We start from the raw sequence: 16,479 nt of genomic DNA on the forward strand, positions 1-16,479 counted from the left end.
TGCTGCTGCCCTTATGGATTTTCTTCGTCATCATCAATTTTTTGCAAACTCAATTCACCAAAACTGGTCGCGGGCGCTTTGGATGTTTGCTGAGGTGAAGATTCAACAGCGGCTTCACTTTTTGGAATTGCAACACCATCAGTCGCTAACTTGATGCGCAAACGTAAATTATTGGGCGAATCCGCATTAGCAATAGCATCATCAAAGCTCACCTTGCCCGCCATAAACAATTTAAAAATCGCCCCATCAAATATTTGCATACCGAGATTTTCAGATTTTTCCATGATCTCTTTAATTTCGGTAAAACGCCCTTTTAATACCAACTCCTGAATTGTTTTAGTCCCCAGTAACACTTCTACCGCAGCGCAGCGTTTTCCATCCACAGTAGGCAGTAATCGCTGCGACACAAATGCACGCAAATTTTGCGACAACCCCATTAACAATTGCGGGCGACGTTCTTCCGGAAATAAATTAACAATCCGCTCTAGCGCTTGGTTGGCATTGTTAGCGTGTAACGTAGAGATCGCCAAGTGCCCTGTCTCTGCAAATTCCAGGGCATGTTCCATGGTTTCACGATCGCGAATTTCACCAATCAAAATAACATCAGGCGCTTGGCGCAGAGTATTTTTTAATGCCGCTTTATAGCTGCGAGTGTCAACGCCTACTTCGCGTTGATTAATCACACTGCGCTTGTGTTTGTGAACAAATTCCACCGGATCTTCAATGGTAATTATGTGGCCGCCGCTCGATGAATTGCGATGATCAATCAACGCTGCAAGTGATGTCGATTTACCTGAACCCGTACCGCCCACAAATAGAACCAAGCCGCGCTTGGTCATAATCACATCTTTTAAAACGTCGGGCAGACCCAGTGCATCAAATTGCGGGATATCGGTTTTGATATTGCGTGCCACTATCGCCACTTCATTGCGCTGCTTAAAAATATTGATGCGAAAGCGGCCTACGCCGTGAATGGAAATCGCCAGGTTCATTTCCAATTCGTGCGCAAATACTGCGCGCTGCTCATCGTCCATAATGGCATTGGCGATAGCTTCTATTTCACCCGGTTTAAATGCTTCTGTTGCAAGCGGCTTTAATACACCCTGAAATTTTGCACAGGGCGGCGCACCTGTGCTCAGGTATAAATCCGAGCCATCTTTTTTGGCGAGAATATTGAGGTACTGATCAATTGGGGTTGCCATGAATTACTCCTCTTTATGCAAGATCTAACGCACTGCTTAAACAATATCGCCGGGCGCGACAAACAATAGGAAGAGTATAGGCAAGATCGACCAAAGTATTGTGCTAAGTCGTGTTAATCAACCGCTGCGACAAAAGCAATCTCAACCAGCATATTGGGGTCGAGCAATTCCACTTTGACGCAGGCACGTGAAGGCGCGCAATGCTCTGGCAGCCAATCTGCCCACGCACTGTTGAGCGCAGCAACATTCTCTTTTTGCGTGATATAAATGGTCGCAGATAACAAACGGGACTTGTCGCTACCTATAGCGGCTAGAGTTACGTCTGCCTGCTGCAGAATCTGCGCAATTTGTTCATCCATTGCACAATCAGTGTTATTGGGAACCTCTACAAAATGCGCAATACCGCGATATACAGTGGCATCTGACCAGCGCGGTGTTGGATTTAATCGTTGAATTGTCATGTAGATCGCTCCAAAGAGTGTTTGCAAATTGAATGTGGCACCTATAATAGCCGCCTTTGAGCAGCAACCCAATTTCGTATTCGCCCCGTTTATTCATCCTAAAAGTGATTTTTCCATGGCCATAACTTCCATCATTGCACACCGTATTTATCGCCACGCCCCCGGGAGCGCCTTTGAGTTGCAGCTGCGCAGTGAAGCATTTGCGCAAAGCGGTAAATTGGAAGAGCTGGCCTATGAATTAAAGAGCCAGTTTATTCGCAAAGGCGGTAAAAGTTACGGGCGCTTTTCTGATGAGCTGGGCGAATATCCTCTCCCCTCCTGGTTGCGTGATTGCCGCTCAGAGCGCTTGGGATTTTTAAGCTTCACCCATAACGCCATGCAACAGTTTCAGCAAGCGCTGGAAAAAGCCGAATCACTGCTGGATGCTTATGTGTTTTTTATAGAAGAAAAGCTGGAGGTTGGAGATACACTGAGCGTGTATTTGGTTGAACATCAAAGTGGCCTGTATCTGGATGGTAAGCTGGCAATCGACGACTCGCTCTTTTTGGACACCAGCGGTTTTACGCTAGCTGCGAAAATCCAGCTGGATGACTGGAGCAACAGCGATTCATCTACCTATCTCACACTGATACGCGCACGCGGCGATAAAGACATCGCCGATGCCTTTACTCATTTTATTGCCTTCACTGACAAATACGATATCAAACAAGAAACCGCAGAATTTCTCAAAATCGTAGATAACTTCAGCCAAACATTAGACGAAACCAGCGCAAAGATCACCCGCTCAAAAGTCGCTGATTACTGTTTGGAACAAAACAAAGCTGGCAAAACAGTCACTATCGCCGATCTATCCCATACATTGGCAAGCGAAGTTAAAAGCTACGAGCCAGAGCGGTTTGTCCGTTATGTAGAAAGCACAAAACCGGAACTAAAGCCTGAATTTATCCCTCATGCAGGGCAAGTGCGCAGTTATGTGCGCATCAGCGGCCGTAATGACTCTTTAAGCATGAGCTTCGCCTCAGAGTGCTTGGGGCGAGAAATCGAGTATGATGCGGCCAATGATATTTTGACGATCAAAAACCTGCCTTCATCATTGAAAGCACGCTTGATAAAACATTTAAAAGAAGCGCAGTAACCTTCGAGCTTCAGCTAAACGCGATAATAACAAGGCATAAATTGGTCATTTCAATCGTATTAAAACCAAAACAGCTAAGCCTATAACGACATAAACTAATCTAACACTTGATTTTACAGACGACTGGTCATATATTTAACCCATGAGTAAACGTGAACTGAAAAAAGATCATCTCCTTGATGAAGGGCTCAAAGTAATGGCTACACGCGGTTACAACGGCACCAGCATTCAGGATATTGTCAATGCCGCCAACGTGCCCAAAGGCTCGTTCTACACCTACTTCAAAAGCAAAGAAGATTTTGCGATTGAAGCGCTGGAGAAAGTAACCGAAGAGCGCATGGTTCAGAATCGCCATTTACTTAGTGACCGCAGTATTTGCCCTAAAGAACGCCTAACCCGTTTTTTTGTGGAGAATATCGGCGGCTGTGAAGAAAACCTCAATGGTGGCTGTTTTTTGGGGAATATGTGCCAGGAAATGGCCGAATCCAGTGAGGCAATTCGTATTAAGGTGCGGCAGATGCTGCGCAATAGTACGCAAGCTATTGAAGATGTTTTGGAGGAAGCCAGGCTGCAAAATGGCCTGAAGAGCAATCTTCCGTCACCGGTATTGGCAGAGTTTTTATTCAATGCATGGGAAGGCACATTAATGCGCATGAAAGCATCCAAATGCCGTGAGCCGCTCAATGCTTTCTTGACAGTACTACCCGAACTTTTCAATAAACCAAATACGTAATACCCACACCATCAAAAATACTTTATTGGTATTTTTGCCTTATAAAAATAAGATGACCAGTCACTTTTTAATGCAAAAGGATAACTAATTATCCCTTTTACGGGCACTTATTCGCCTGAATTTTGCATCAAATAAAAGATGACCGGTCATTTATTTTATATGGATAAACACAGATATGACCACAGGCAGAAGCAAATCCAGGAGTTACCACATGACTCAGCCACAAATAATGCAACTCCCGAAGAAAAAGATGCTGCCTTCAATCGATGCAGTACAAGCCATCTATAAATTAGTTTTGGCTCTGATTATCGGACTACTACTGAGCAACAACACATCAGCTAAAACAAAGGATTACCTTGCACAGCAGGACCCCGAATGGCTGCAGCTGGCGGCATCCATAGAAAATGAAAAACAACCAAATGTGTATTGGCATGAACATCGCAGAACTGCTACGAGAAGCTGGGCCATTGCTTTTGATAATGACATTTTGGTGCCTGGTCATCGCGATCAGGATTACACTTATGGTCTCAATTTCACGCAAACCGGTGAAAGCGTGCGCCATGCAGCGATCTCACTTAATAAGCCTCTGCTTTTGATAGATAACTGGCTTGGGTTTCAGCACGGATCTATCAGTACTCAAGAAACTTACAGTCGCGAAATAGGTCTTTTTGGATTCACTCCAGAGGATATAACACTAGAGAAACCTAACTCTGATGATCGACCTTACGCAAGCTTGATTTATCTATCCAGCTCCCGTGAACAAGTCGATCTGGTCGAAAATTTAGCGTGGAAGAGCACACTGACTCTAGGCTTTTTAGGAACAGGCCTGGTCGGAGAATTACAGAACGTTGCCCACCAAGGTACAGCAGGCAAAGAAGCAAAAGGCTGGGACAACCAAATAAGCGAAGGCGGAGAGTTAACTGGTCGGTACTTAATTGCACGGCAGCAATATTTTGACAACGATTCAGACACGCTTGAAATCAAAAGCACCTGGCAGGCATCTATCGGATATCTGACAGAAACAAGCTGGAGCTTGAGTATGCGCGCAGGGCAAATTCACAGCCCTTGGTCATCATTCAATCCGGAACTTGCAAGCTATGGAGAAAAATCATCTTATTCCAGTAATGCAAAATCCGTAAGTGAGCGTTATTTTTGGGCAGGCGTCGCACTAAAAGCTCGCGCTTACAACGCTTTTCTCCAAGGGCAATTCCGCGATAGCCTTGTAAGTTATGAGCATCACGAACTTCGCCCTGTATTAATCGAAGCCTGGCTCGGCTATACATTTGCCTTTAAGCAAGGCTATCGAATCAGTTATGTATTACGCGGACATAGCTCTGAAATTGAAAGAGGAGCCGGCGATCGCAACCTACTGTGGGGAGGCATAATTATTGCCCGGAACATTTAAATAAATTCGCCATTATTTTAATAATGGCGAATTCAGTGCATCCGCTTTTGTACCAATAAGTTTTTCCGTAATATTCTGCAAATCCGCCAGTGAGACTTTGCGAATTTTCATCAACTCTCTGGTTACATCATCTATAGAATATTGTTTCTTTGAACGCTTACGAATTTCTTTATCCAATTCATCAAGCAGCACTACCGCTCGAGCTGTTACAGCACCAGTAGACTTACTTTTTCGTAAGTATTTAACTTCAGCACCCCACTTTTCCAGCCCTTTAATAATTTTAGTTCTGCGAGCTTTCGTGATCCCATTAGCTCGATACAGTAGCTCAAAAGAATAAAACTCAGCCAAACCTTCTGCGATCCAATCATCGTTTGCTATCTCTGTTTCCTTACCACTAATCCGTGTAACCATGTGGGTGAGCTCATGCAGTAAGGGGCTAGTTCCATTTTCACTAACCAAGGGGCGATCAGTATGTAAAAACAAAGAGTTTGATGCTGATAATCCACCCCGCCACATTGGATCGCCCGCTCCAACTACCAGTAATTTGGATGGTGTTTTTTCGAAAGCATCGTACAGCTCGGGCCAAACAAAATTGAAAAATGTCAGCGCATCCATACGTCGCATGCCTTCGCCAACCGGAGCACTGATCGCAATCCCCGTTTTTTTGATTGTTGCTCGCCGAGTACCAATTTTTCCAGCAATCATCCAGCCTGTAGGCCTATCAAACAAGCGCTCAGGATTGTCGATTATAAATTTATTATCTTTTTTTCTAACCCAGCCAGTTTCAACGTTATTCCAGGTTTTCGGCAAAATAAACTCTAATTCTGCAATTGCTCGTGCACCTGGAACCTCCGTTGTCTCTACTGGAGGAATCAAATCGTCCCCGCGAAATAATGCCCAGTCCTCAGTCATCCGGGCATCATACTTTCCAACAGAACGTTCGTGAGTCAGTTTTACAAAGTAACTCAGAGTTGCATTGCCTGACGGCAATTCCCAATACACCTGTGCATCTTTAACTGTTAGCTTTCCATTAGCACGAATATTTGAGTAAACACCAGCTTTGTTATTGAAACGAAGCTTTTGCAGAAGCCCTTTATTATCTATACGAATAACAACGCTTGCGCCCTCTTTCTCAGGCAAAAACGTAACCAAGTAATCTACCTTGTAACTTAATGCAGATTCTTTTTCAGCGGCGACTACAAAACCGCAAAAAAAAGCAAATAAACCGATGACAAGTCTCATACTAAGTTTTTTTTGTAAAAGCCTCATATCGTAAACCTCAAAAAATAAATCGTTAACCAGGTAGAGCATAGAGCTTACTTCACACTATATGAATGCAGTGTGAGAATCAAAATTTTATTGTTAGTTACGACGAAAACCTTTGCCAAAGGAGACTTTAGCAAAAGCTGAAAAATGGTCGTATATTGAGGGAGGATTAGCAGTAAGCAGTAAGCAGTAAGCAGTAAGCAGTAAGCAGTAAAAAAATGCTCTAAAAACAAGTGATGAAATTGAATTGAAAAACGGGAACCGTTAATGCAGTTCCCATTCAGCAAGAAACAAAAAATATTTCTGGGTGGGATTAAAAATTATCGGAAATAAACTTTTGCGCCAAACGTGCAGCATCTGAGTTACCCGCTGCCACCTCGTTTAACAATGATCTCGCTTTGGCTTTGTCACCCATCAAAAAGTACACTTTTCCAAGATCCAACTGTGCATCCGGTACTTTCGCAGCGCTAGGGAAATTAGCGATAAGCTCAGTGAACCAAGATTTTGCCTGTGGATAATCCTTTTTCAACATAGCAATTTTACCCAGCCAATAGTGACTATTGCTGGCAAAATCACCGTTAGGAAAACGCTCGAGATGCAGATTGAAAGCGGTTACTGCTCCGTCAAAATCTTTTTGATTTAGTAGATCGTAAGCAGCCTTGTATGTATCGCTCTCGCTTAAAGATGCAGATAGCGGCGACTCGGCTTTTGGAGCATCAGTAGATACTGGACTTATTGATGAAGGGGAAACACCAGAACGGTTGTCAGATGCACTATGTGATCCACCAGACAGGCGTCTATCAAGATCTATATAGTTATCTAACTGCAATTGTTTTAATTGTTTTAATTCGTAAGACTGCTCCTCAAGAAGACCACGTAAAGTAGCAACTTCTTCTTGTAAAGCTCGAATTTGGGAATACACATCAGATTCAGCAGAGACAGGCAATTCAGATTGAGCCACCCCAGAGCGAGTGCTCTGAGGTGAAGACTCAACAACCCGTACTTGCGCCTGTAACACTGGAGCCGCAACAATAAGTGTGGCGGCAAACAGATTTTTCAGCATACGGGTTCAGACTCTTAGTACTTAACTTCTACGCGACGGTTTTGAGACCAAGAAGCTTCATCGCTACCGGTAGCAGCTGGTTGCTCTTCACCGAAGCTAACAACTTCCAAAGATGAACCGTTAACGCCTTGAGTTACCAGGAAATCGCGAACAGCATTAGCACGCTTTTCACCCAGAGCCATGTTGTACTCGCGTGAACCGCGCTCGTCAGCGTGACCTTCTAAACGCACAGCAACTGAAGCGCCTTTCAGTTTGTCAGCATGTGCCAACAGCACAGCACGGCTTTCAGCGGTCAAAGCGTATTGATCGAAATCAAAGTAAACAACGCTTGACAGAGTTGCTTCTGAACTAGATGTATCGGTAACAGCGCTACCGGTAGTTGTAGTTTCAGTGCCTTTGTTATCGCTGCTTGAACAGCCAACCAAAAAAGACATAACAACAGCCAGAGTAAGACCTTGTTTTAGTGCCTTGGTGATCATGTGTGTGTAACTCCAATGAAGTTTTGATCTGTTTTACGGGATTTAGTTAAAGAATGGCGACCATGCGGGTTCCCGCACATCACCTTGTTTTGGAGGCTGGAGGATTTTGACACGCGCATCGAGGGACACGGCTGCCAACACTCCTTTACCACCAGAACGAGTCGCATACATCAGCATAGCGCCATTGGGCGCTATAGTAGGCGATTCGTCCAAATTTGTCTCGGACAAAATGCGTAAATTACCAGATTTTATATCTTGTGCCGCAATATGATGGGTAGTTCCGGGGCGTTTATTCAACATAACCAGACTTTTACCATCCGGCGAAACCCGGGCACGGGCATTATAATCGCCATCAAACGTTACGCGTTCTTGCTGCATGGAAGATAAGTGCACCTGATAAATTTGCGGCTTACCGCCTCTATCTGAGGTAAAAAACAGTGATGCGCCGTCCGCTGACCAAGTTGGCTCATGGTCAATAGCAAAATGATTAGTCACACGAGTCAATTGACGAGTCAGTACATTCATCACATAAATTTCAGGATTGCCATCCTTCGATAGCGCCATCGCCAGTTTTTGTCCGTCCGGAGACCACGCCGGTGCACCATTCAAACCACGGAAATTAGTCATCTGCTGACGTCTGCCAGTGGCAATATCCTGAATGTAGATTGCAGGTTTGTTATCAGATTCGAATGACACATAAGCTACGCGCTGCCCATTTGGAGACCATACAGGCGACAACAATGGATAACGGGATTCAAGCAACATACGGGGGCGAAAGCCATCGATATCCGAGAGCATCAAGCGGTATTTTTGTGGGCGTTTAAATGCCTCAACATAAATCAATTTAGTTGAAAAAATGCCTCGAACACCTGTGATTGTTTCATATACCTTATCACTGATGTGGTGTGCCATATCACGCAATTGCGTCGCTGAACCATCAACGGTGAGTTTGGCAAAGACACGCTTTTGTTGAACCACATCAAAGAGCTCATAGCTCGCATAATAACGGCCAGCCTGTTGGGTGATGGATCCAATCACCAAATACTCAGAACCCAATGCTTTCCAGTCACGATAATGAACTTCCGCCTCGGAGCGAGGAAAAGACAACATACGCTCAGGTGCAGTTGCTTCAAACTGGCCAGAAAACTCCAAGTCATTACCGATGATTTTTGCCAAATCCTCAGGTAGTGCTCCGCCTGTCCATGCAAAAGGTACCACCGCAATTTTTGTGGGATTGTCTACACCTTTAGTCACCTTCAGGTTTAATTGTGCCTGGGCAATCCCAGTGACAAAAATTAGACATAATAATAAATATCGATTCACGACCTTAAATCCTCTGGGCTAAATGTAAACCTGAACACACGAAAATATTTTTCAAATATATCTGGTGGAATCTGCATCGCTTCAGTAAATCTGTCTACGCGTCTCACCGCCTGTTCAGCAGAGCGATCAAACGCTGGATCACCGCTACTTTTGATAATTCGCAACCCCGTCACTACACCGGTCGGAAGCATGTTCACCTCCAACGTCACCTCCATTCCCCGTCTCGCTGATGGGGGACGACTCCAGTTTTGTTGAACCCTTTCTATGAGCATTTCCTCATAACTTTTGGTATTCACGTCATCATTCGATTCACTAATGTGCTTCTCTTCCTTTTGCAAGGCGGCTTGTATGCGGCGTTGCTCTTCTTGAGCTTCCTGCTCTCGTTTGGTTTTTTTGGCGGCTTCAGCTTTTTGCTTGGCCTGTTCCTCAGCTTTACGCTTTTTTTCTGCCGCCTCTTTCTCTGCTTTGGCTTTAGCTATTTTTGCCTGTTCTTCTTTGATTTTTTGCTGTTTTTGCTTTTCTGCTTCGGCAGCTTTTGCTTCCTGCTCTTTTTTCTTCTGAACTAAAGCTTCAGCTTCCTTGCGGCGCTGCTCTTCCTGCTTCTTATTGTTCTTTAAATCCTCGTAAGCTTTGGAGTCCAACACCTGTTCTTTCGTTTGTTGCGGCTGGGCTTTAGCCTTTGGCTTCATATCAACCAGTGTTGCCGTAACATAATGTGGTTTATAAGGTTCCTCTTCTTTTTTGAAGAAATCCCAGTTGCCTAAAAATAACACCAACAGCAAAACGTGAAAAAACACGCTAAGAAATAAAGGAAGTGATAGCGATTGTTCAAACTTCATATAGGTTAGCGCGCTGGCTCCGTTATCAAGCCTACCGAAGGTGCTCCAGCCTGTTTAAGCTCTCCCATAAGAGTAACAACAACCCCGTAATCGACTTTTTTATCACCTTGTACGAAGACTGGAGTGTTAGGTTTTTCTTTCAGAACTTTACTCACTATTGACTTGATCTCAGCGAGAGGACGCGGAGCCTCAGCATCCCCCCCAAGATCAATATAATAAGTGCCGTCGGCTTTAACTGATACCGTAATAGGTTCGTCTTCTTTGCTTTCAACAGGCTCAGAGGCAGCTTGCGGTAATTCCACTTTGATCCCTTGGGTCATCATGGGTGCAGCAATCATAAACACGATCAAAAGAACCAACATCACATCGATTAATGGCACAACATTAATCTCAGCTTTCAGTTTCTTTTTAATTGGAGGACCAAATCCAGACATAGCTATTAACCTGTTTTTTCAGTGACTATAAACAGCGTTATTTGCTGTGGACCTGACGATGTAAAATCGCTGAAAACTCCTCTGCAAACGTCTGATAGTTTGCCAGCAAGCTTTCTGCACGCGCTGAAAACTTGTTATATGCAAGCACTGCTGGAATAGCTGCAAAAAGCCCCATTGCAGTTGCGATCAAGGCCTCGGCAATACCAGGTGCTACTGTCGCGAGGCTTGGCTGACCCGCATTAGCAATATTCAGGAATGACACCATGATGCCCCACACAGTTCCGAAAAGACCGATGTAGGGACTTACTGATGCAACACTCGCAAGAAACGGTAAATTCTCTTCCAACTTTTCTTGTTCGCGCGCTAGGGCAACACGCATGGCCCGCTGGGAACCTTCCATTACCGCATCCGAGTCTGCACCTGCTGTTTGACGCAAGCGCGTAAACTCTTTGAAACCCGCACGAAAAATACTTTCAATTCCCTCCACCATTTCGTTGCGGCCATTGCCTTGACGATATAACTGGTTTAGGTCAATTCCCGACCAAAATTGCTTTTCAAAGTAATTAAACGCACCTGCTGCTTTTCGTTGATAGCGCTCACGTTGAAAGATCATGGCCCACGAAATGACTGAGGCCAATACGAGGATCAGCATCACTAATTGCACTAGAAAGCTGGCATTAAGAATGAGATGAGAAATTGACAGACTGTTATCTGTGGCAGGCATAAGCTTGATTAACTCTCAGTTTTAAAGACGACATAATTGATTCAATTGCTGATACATACTGGCGGGAAGTGCGTTAGGTTTCATAGATTCTGCATCGACACAGGCGATGCGAATTACCCCCTCACACATCAACTCTTCGCCACGCAGTACCCGCTGCTGAAATTCGATATAGGTTCGCGCCAGTTTATGAATTTGCGCAGTTACATTGAGCAAATCATCCAAGCGCGCTGGGCGACGGTAATTAATCTGTGCCGAATGAACGACCAACAATAAACCACCATCCAAAATTGCGGGCTTATCATAGCCGAAACTGCGCAAAAATTCTGTACGACCACGCTCCATGAACTTGAGATAATTTACATAGTAAACAATCCCCCCTGCATCCGTGTCCTCGATATAAACCCTCACCGGGGTACTAAACGCATTCATACCACTATTATTCCGTAGGATCTTGTAACCGTTTGGGGACGGGCATACCGAAATATAAATACGCATTGTTGGTCAAAATACGGCCACGCGGAGTGCGCGCCATAAAACCTTGCTGTATCAAATAGGGCTCGATTACATCTTCAATCGTTCCGCGATCTTCACTGATGGCTGCTGCCAAGCTTTCTACCCCTACCGGCCCACCATCAAAATTGTGCAGCATGGCCATTAACAAGCGGCGATCCATATGATCAAAACCACGCTCGTCCACATTCAGCATATTCAATGCAGCATCTGCCATGGTCGCAGTGACTGTGCCATCACCTTTGATTTCGGCATAGTCACGTACACGACGCAACAAGCGATTAGCAATTCGCGGGGTTCCGCGAGAACGTTTGGCAACCTCGCCTGCGCCTTCATAATCCATTTTCACGCCCAACAAGGCCGCTGAACGCGCAACTATATGGGTAAGATCGGCGACATTATAAAACTCCAAACGCTGAACAATACCAAAACGGTCACGCAGAGGTGATGTCAACAAGCCTGCACGGGTTGTTGCACCAACAAGGGTAAATTGCGGTAAATCCAGTTTTATCGAACGTGCAGCTGGCCCTTCACCGATCATGATATCTAGCTGGAAATCTTCCATTGCAGGATACAAAATTTCTTCCACGACCGGGCTAAGACGATGGATCTCATCGATAAATAAAACATCGCCGGGCTCAAGATTCGTGAGCAGCGCAGCCAAATCTCCCGCTTTTTCCAACACAGGACCGGATGTGCTCTTAAGCGAAACATTCATTTCATTGGCAATAATATTGGCCAATGTGGTTTTGCCTAACCCAGGGGGGCCAAACACTAATGTGTGATCAAGTGCTTCACCACGCTTTTTAGCGGCACCGATAAAAATCTCCATCTGTTCGCATACGGCTGGCTGGCCAACATAATCAGCAAGGTATTTAGGGCGCACAGTACGATCAAGATGATCTTCGCGCTCTTTAGCAGTAGGAGCAATCAATCGATCCGTTTCTATCATCAAGTAAACCCTTTAAAAACTAACCGGCAATGCTACGAAGAGCGATGCGAATCAGCTCTTCGCTTTTCGCATCGGGTTTTTGTTTATTAGCCAGCGATACCATTTTTGCTGCCTCTACCGGTTTGTAGCCTAACGCAATGAGGGCACTTTCTGCTTCTGCGAACACGTCGTTATCAGTTGCGATGCCTTGGATTTCACTGTGCGCCAACATATCACCTTGCGGCATATCCCAATTTTTCAGGCGATCGCGCAATTCAATTACCAATCGCTCGGCAGTTTTTTTACCTATGCCCGGGACTTTGGTCAGGGCGTTGATATTATCGTCCCGCACGCAGCGGGCAATATCGTCAGCTTCCATACCCGATAAGATTGCAATCGCAAGCTTGGGGCCAACACCATTCACTTTGATCAAGGTACGGAATAATGAGCGATCGCGCTGTTCAGCAAACCCGAATAGTTGATGCAAATTTTCCGTAATCGATAGATGGGTATGCAGTACAACTTCATGCCCTAAAGCAGGCAGACGATAAAAAGTGGTCATGGGTGCCTGTACTTCATAACCAACCCCGTTCACATCCAACAATAAATAAGGAGGTTGCTTTTCTACCAACAACCCACGCAAACGTCCAATCATAACCAGCCTCTTTGTTGTTTAGGTTACGGAAATTACACTATACGGCCGCGGCGAAAACTCGAAGAACCCGCCATCCTGATTAAATGGTCGCGCGTGTTGGCATGGCAAAGAGCGACCGCCAGCGCGTCAGCGGCATCCTCTTGCGGCGATGCAGGCAAGCGCAACAAGGTTTTTACCATGTGCTGAACCTGCAATTTATCCGCTGCACCATTCCCCACCACCGATTGCTTCACCTTGCGCGCCTCATATTCCGACACAGGCACATTTTGCGCTGTTGCAGCCACTATTGCTGCGCCTCGCGCCTGACCAAGTTTTAGTGCAGATGCCGCATTCTTAGCCATGAATACTTGCTCAATTGCCATTTCTTGCGGGCAATATTGCTCGATAATTTGGGTTAATGAATCAAAAATGACTTTTAAACGAGCGGGCAATTCATCTGAATCTTTCATCCGGATTACGCCGCTGGTGACATACTCCGATTTGCTACCGATGACATTGATAATGCCAAAACCAGTTTTGCGGGAACCGGGATCAATACCGAGGATAAGCGCCATAGCTTGTATCTTTATACAGTAGTTATGGCGCAGTGTAGAGCTATGTGAGGCTGGAGGCAAGTTATAGGGAAGCACTGAACAGAGGAAACGAGCTACCCCAATTGCTCCATTATTTCTTCCGAAATGTCAGCATTGGTGTAGACGTTTTGCACATCGTCCAAGTCTTCAAGCGCATCAATTAATGCGAGGATTTTTTCGGCGGCGTCTTTATCGAGGCTCACGGTAAGCGATGGGATTTGGGTGATTTCGGATTCGGACTCTTTCAATCCGGCGCTAGCCAGCGCATCTTTAACGCGAAAAAAATCTTCGAAGGCGGTCATCACATCGGCCGAACCATCATCATTGATAACCACATCATCTGCGCCCGCTTCCAACGCCGCTTCCATCAAGGCATCTTCATTAATACCCGGCGCAAAACTGATTTGGCCTTTGCGGGCGAACAGATAAGAGACCGAACCACTGGTGCCGAGGTTACCGCCCTTCTTATCAAATGCATGGCGTACATCACCCGCGGTGCGATTGCGGTTGTCGGTCATACATTCAACAATAAAGGCAACCCCGTTTACGCCGTAGCCTTCATAGGTTAATTCTTCGTAGGCTTCAGAATCAGTGGTACCAGCGCCACGAGCAATCGCGCGCTCTACCACATCTTTTTTAAGATTATTTAAATAGGCTTTTTCCACCGCCGCGCGCAAACGCGGGTTATCGGCTGGATTTGGGCCGCCTTTCGCGGCGACTGTCAGTTCGCGGATAATTTTGGTGAAAATTTTAGTCCGCTTGGCGTCTTGACGCGCTTTGCGGTGTTTCATGTTAGCCCATTTGGAATGTCCGGCCATTGATAGCTCCCATTCAGATGCTTTGTAACAATAAAAAGACAAAAGTCAGAAACAAAAAAGGTGGGCAATTGCCCACCCTTTTCAACACCTAAGCATTACATACCGTATTCGGGCGACTCTTCTGTCACTTCAACAGCTTTCTTTTGATTGCGCAGACGAATATGCAGTTCACGCAATTGCATTTCATCTACAGTACCGGGCGCATCAGTCATTACGCAAGCTGCGCTTTGGGTTTTCGGGAAGGCGATTACGTCGCGGATAGAGCTCGCGCCTACCATCAACATAATCAAGCGATCCAGACCAAACGCCAAACCACCGTGTGGTGGTGCACCGTAGCTCAGTGCATCCAACAGGAAGCCGAATTTTTCGCGTTGCTCTTCAGGGCTGATACCGAGAATTTGGAATACCGCTTGTTGCATTTCGGGTGAGTGAATACGCACAGAGCCACCACCCAATTCAGTACCGTTCAATACCAAATCGTAAGCGCGTGACAAAGCATCGCCCGGGCTCGCAATCAATTGCTCCGGTGTACAGCTTGGCGACGTGAATGGATGGTGGATTGAAGTCCAGCCGCCTTTGTCGTCATCTTCAAACATTGGGAAATCAACAACCCACAATGGTGCCCACTCACAGGTATACAGGTTCAAATCTGCACCCAGCTTGCAGCGCAGTGCACCCAGTGCTTCGGTGACAATTTTGTGTTTGTCAGCGCCGAAGAAAATCAAATCGCCGTTTTCTGCACCAACGCGTTCAAGGATTGCAGCACGCACGGGTACTGGCAGGTTTTTAACAATCGGTGATTGCAAACCTTCTTCCAAATCTGACTTGTCGTTTACTTTGATGTAAGCCAAGCCTTTTGCACCGTAGATGCCAACAAACTTGGTGTAATCATCAATTTGTTTACGGGTCAGTTTCTCGTTGCCGCCGGGCACTTTCAATGCGGTAACGCGTGATTTTGGATCATTCGCTGGACCAGCAAATACTTTGAAATCAACTTCTGCCACCAGATCTTTGATATCCACCAATTGCAGTGGGATACGCATGTCAGGCTTGTCTGAACCGTATTTGGCAATCGCTTCAGAGAATGGCATGTGTTTGATTTCAGCGAATTCAATGTTCAACAAATCTTTGAACAATTCACGGAACATACCTTCTGTCACTTCCATAATTTGCTCTTGGCTCATAAAGGAAGTTTCGATATCGATTTGGGTAAATTCAGGCTGACGATCTGCACGCAGGTCTTCGTCGCGGAAACATTTTGCGATTTGGTAGTAACGGTCGTAACCGGCAACCATCAACAATTGCTTAAACAATTGCGGGGATTGCGGCAGCGCAAAGAACTTACCATCGTGGGTACGTGAAGGCACCAGATAATCGCGCGCACCTTCTGGTGTTGCGCGGGTCAGGATCGGGGTTTCTACATCAAGGAAGCCGTTGCGATCCAGATAATTGCGGATTGCGCTGGTTACTTTGCTGCGAAAGCGCAGATTTTTCTGCATTTCAGCGCGGCGCAGATCAAGGAAGCGATACTTCAAACGGGTTTCTTCGCCCACATTGGTGTAGCCATCCAGCGGGAAAGGAATGGTTTTGGCTTCGTTGAGAATGGTCAGAGCAGTACCGTAAACTTCAATCTCACCTGTCGGCATATTCGGGTTAACGGTTGCTGCTGCGCGCGCGCGAACCTTGCCGGTCACTTGCAACACATACTCTCCACGTACCTTGTCAGCCAGCGCAAAGTTTTCTTTGCCATCCGGGTCAAATACCACTTGCACCACACCTTCGCGGTCGCGCAGGTCGATAAAGATCACACCACCGTGATCACGACGGCCGTCTACCCATCCGCAGAGGGTGACTTCCTGGTTTATATGAGAGGCATTTAAAGCGCCACAATATTGGCTGCGCATAGGTTTTTCCCGTTATTTATCGACA

Annotated in this window: 18 protein-coding genes; 3 read left to right on the plus strand and 15 right to left on the minus strand. The window is 45.8% G+C overall.

All coding sequences use genetic code 11. The features are described 5' to 3' along the window. Positions 1 to 11: 11 nt before the first annotated feature. Both VC28_RS08570 and VC28_RS08575 read right to left on the minus strand, forming a co-directional pair. Positions 12 to 1,202: a PilT/PilU family type 4a pilus ATPase gene (locus VC28_RS08570; protein ID WP_049630282.1), complete on the minus strand. Its 1,191-nt coding sequence runs from the start codon at positions 1,200 to 1,202 to the stop codon at positions 12 to 14. Between the two features lie 113 nt (positions 1,203 to 1,315). Beyond that, complete coding sequence (locus VC28_RS08575; RefSeq protein WP_049630283.1) at positions 1,316 to 1,663, minus strand: RidA family protein; 348 nt, start codon at positions 1,661 to 1,663, stop codon at positions 1,316 to 1,318. 115 nt (positions 1,664 to 1,778) lie between these two features. Between VC28_RS08575 and VC28_RS08580 the strand changes: the two genes are divergently transcribed. The 3 genes from VC28_RS08580 (at position 1,779) to VC28_RS08590 (ending at position 4,936) form a co-directional block, all read left to right on the plus strand. Further along, entirely contained in the window at positions 1,779 to 2,798 is a 1,020-nt protein-coding gene (locus VC28_RS08580; protein ID WP_049632264.1) for a nucleoid-associated protein, read from the plus strand. Positions 2,799 to 2,940: 142 nt separating this feature from the next. Next, positions 2,941 to 3,531, plus strand: coding sequence for a TetR/AcrR family transcriptional regulator (locus tag VC28_RS08585; protein WP_049630284.1), 591 nt, complete (start codon positions 2,941 to 2,943; stop codon positions 3,529 to 3,531). A gap of 211 nt (positions 3,532 to 3,742) precedes the next feature. Beyond that, positions 3,743 to 4,936, plus strand: a complete 1,194-nt coding sequence (locus VC28_RS08590) for a lipid A deacylase LpxR family protein (protein ID WP_231591680.1) — start codon at positions 3,743 to 3,745, stop codon at positions 4,934 to 4,936. Positions 4,937 to 4,948: 12 nt separating this feature from the next. Here the strand turns inward: VC28_RS08590 and VC28_RS08595 are convergent, their stop codons facing one another. The 13 genes from VC28_RS08595 to aspS all read right to left on the minus strand — a co-directional run bounded on the left by VC28_RS08595 (position 4,949) and on the right by aspS (position 16,454). Continuing rightward, complete coding sequence (locus tag VC28_RS08595) at positions 4,949 to 6,247, minus strand: hypothetical protein (protein ID WP_231591681.1); 1,299 nt, start codon at positions 6,245 to 6,247, stop codon at positions 4,949 to 4,951. A gap of 268 nt (positions 6,248 to 6,515) precedes the next feature. Continuing rightward, complete coding sequence (gene ybgF, locus VC28_RS08600; RefSeq protein ID WP_049630285.1) at positions 6,516 to 7,265, minus strand: tol-pal system protein YbgF; 750 nt, start codon at positions 7,263 to 7,265, stop codon at positions 6,516 to 6,518. A gap of 14 nt (positions 7,266 to 7,279) precedes the next feature. After that, entirely contained in the window at positions 7,280 to 7,744 is a 465-nt protein-coding gene (gene pal, locus VC28_RS08605; protein WP_082191460.1) for a peptidoglycan-associated lipoprotein Pal, read from the minus strand. A gap of 42 nt (positions 7,745 to 7,786) precedes the next feature. Continuing rightward, positions 7,787 to 9,067, minus strand: coding sequence for a Tol-Pal system beta propeller repeat protein TolB (gene tolB, locus VC28_RS08610; RefSeq protein WP_049630286.1), 1,281 nt, complete (start codon positions 9,065 to 9,067; stop codon positions 7,787 to 7,789). After that, a complete protein-coding gene (tolA, locus tag VC28_RS08615; RefSeq protein WP_049630287.1) occupies positions 9,064 to 9,906 on the minus strand; it encodes a cell envelope integrity protein TolA in 843 nt (280 codons plus the stop codon). Before tolA ends, tolB begins: the two co-directional genes overlap by 4 nt. A gap of 5 nt (positions 9,907 to 9,911) precedes the next feature. Further along, complete coding sequence (tolR, locus tag VC28_RS08620; RefSeq protein ID WP_049630288.1) at positions 9,912 to 10,340, minus strand: protein TolR; 429 nt, start codon at positions 10,338 to 10,340, stop codon at positions 9,912 to 9,914. Positions 10,341 to 10,377: 37 nt separating this feature from the next. Then, positions 10,378 to 11,064 (minus strand): protein TolQ, encoded by a 687-nt coding sequence (tolQ, locus tag VC28_RS08625; RefSeq protein WP_049630289.1) that lies wholly within the window; start codon positions 11,062 to 11,064, stop codon positions 10,378 to 10,380. A 21-nt stretch (positions 11,065 to 11,085) separates the two neighbouring features. After that, positions 11,086 to 11,493: a tol-pal system-associated acyl-CoA thioesterase gene (ybgC, locus tag VC28_RS08630; RefSeq protein ID WP_049630290.1), complete on the minus strand. Its 408-nt coding sequence runs from the start codon at positions 11,491 to 11,493 to the stop codon at positions 11,086 to 11,088. Positions 11,494 to 11,500: 7 nt separating this feature from the next. Beyond that, complete coding sequence (ruvB, locus tag VC28_RS08635) at positions 11,501 to 12,526, minus strand: Holliday junction branch migration DNA helicase RuvB (protein WP_049630291.1); 1,026 nt, start codon at positions 12,524 to 12,526, stop codon at positions 11,501 to 11,503. 19 nt (positions 12,527 to 12,545) lie between these two features. Beyond that, positions 12,546 to 13,160 carry a Holliday junction branch migration protein RuvA gene (ruvA, locus tag VC28_RS08640; protein WP_049630292.1) on the minus strand — a complete coding sequence of 205 codons (615 nt, stop codon included), beginning with the start codon at positions 13,158 to 13,160 and terminating at the stop codon, positions 12,546 to 12,548. A gap of 32 nt (positions 13,161 to 13,192) precedes the next feature. Further along, a complete protein-coding gene (gene ruvC / locus VC28_RS08645) occupies positions 13,193 to 13,714 on the minus strand; it encodes a crossover junction endodeoxyribonuclease RuvC (protein WP_049630293.1) in 522 nt (173 codons plus the stop codon). Between the two features lie 92 nt (positions 13,715 to 13,806). Beyond that, the gene (locus VC28_RS08650) at positions 13,807 to 14,550 is read right to left on the minus strand and encodes a YebC/PmpR family DNA-binding transcriptional regulator (protein WP_049630294.1); all 744 of its coding nucleotides are present in this window, start codon (positions 14,548 to 14,550) and stop codon (positions 13,807 to 13,809) included. Between the two features lie 95 nt (positions 14,551 to 14,645). Beyond that, positions 14,646 to 16,454, minus strand: a complete 1,809-nt coding sequence (gene aspS, locus VC28_RS08655) for an aspartate--tRNA ligase (RefSeq protein WP_049630295.1) — start codon at positions 16,452 to 16,454, stop codon at positions 14,646 to 14,648. Positions 16,455 to 16,479: the final 25 nt, after the last annotated feature.

This window comes from Cellvibrio sp. pealriver (genome assembly GCF_001183545.1).
Lineage (GTDB): Bacteria > Pseudomonadota > Gammaproteobacteria > Pseudomonadales > Cellvibrionaceae > Cellvibrio.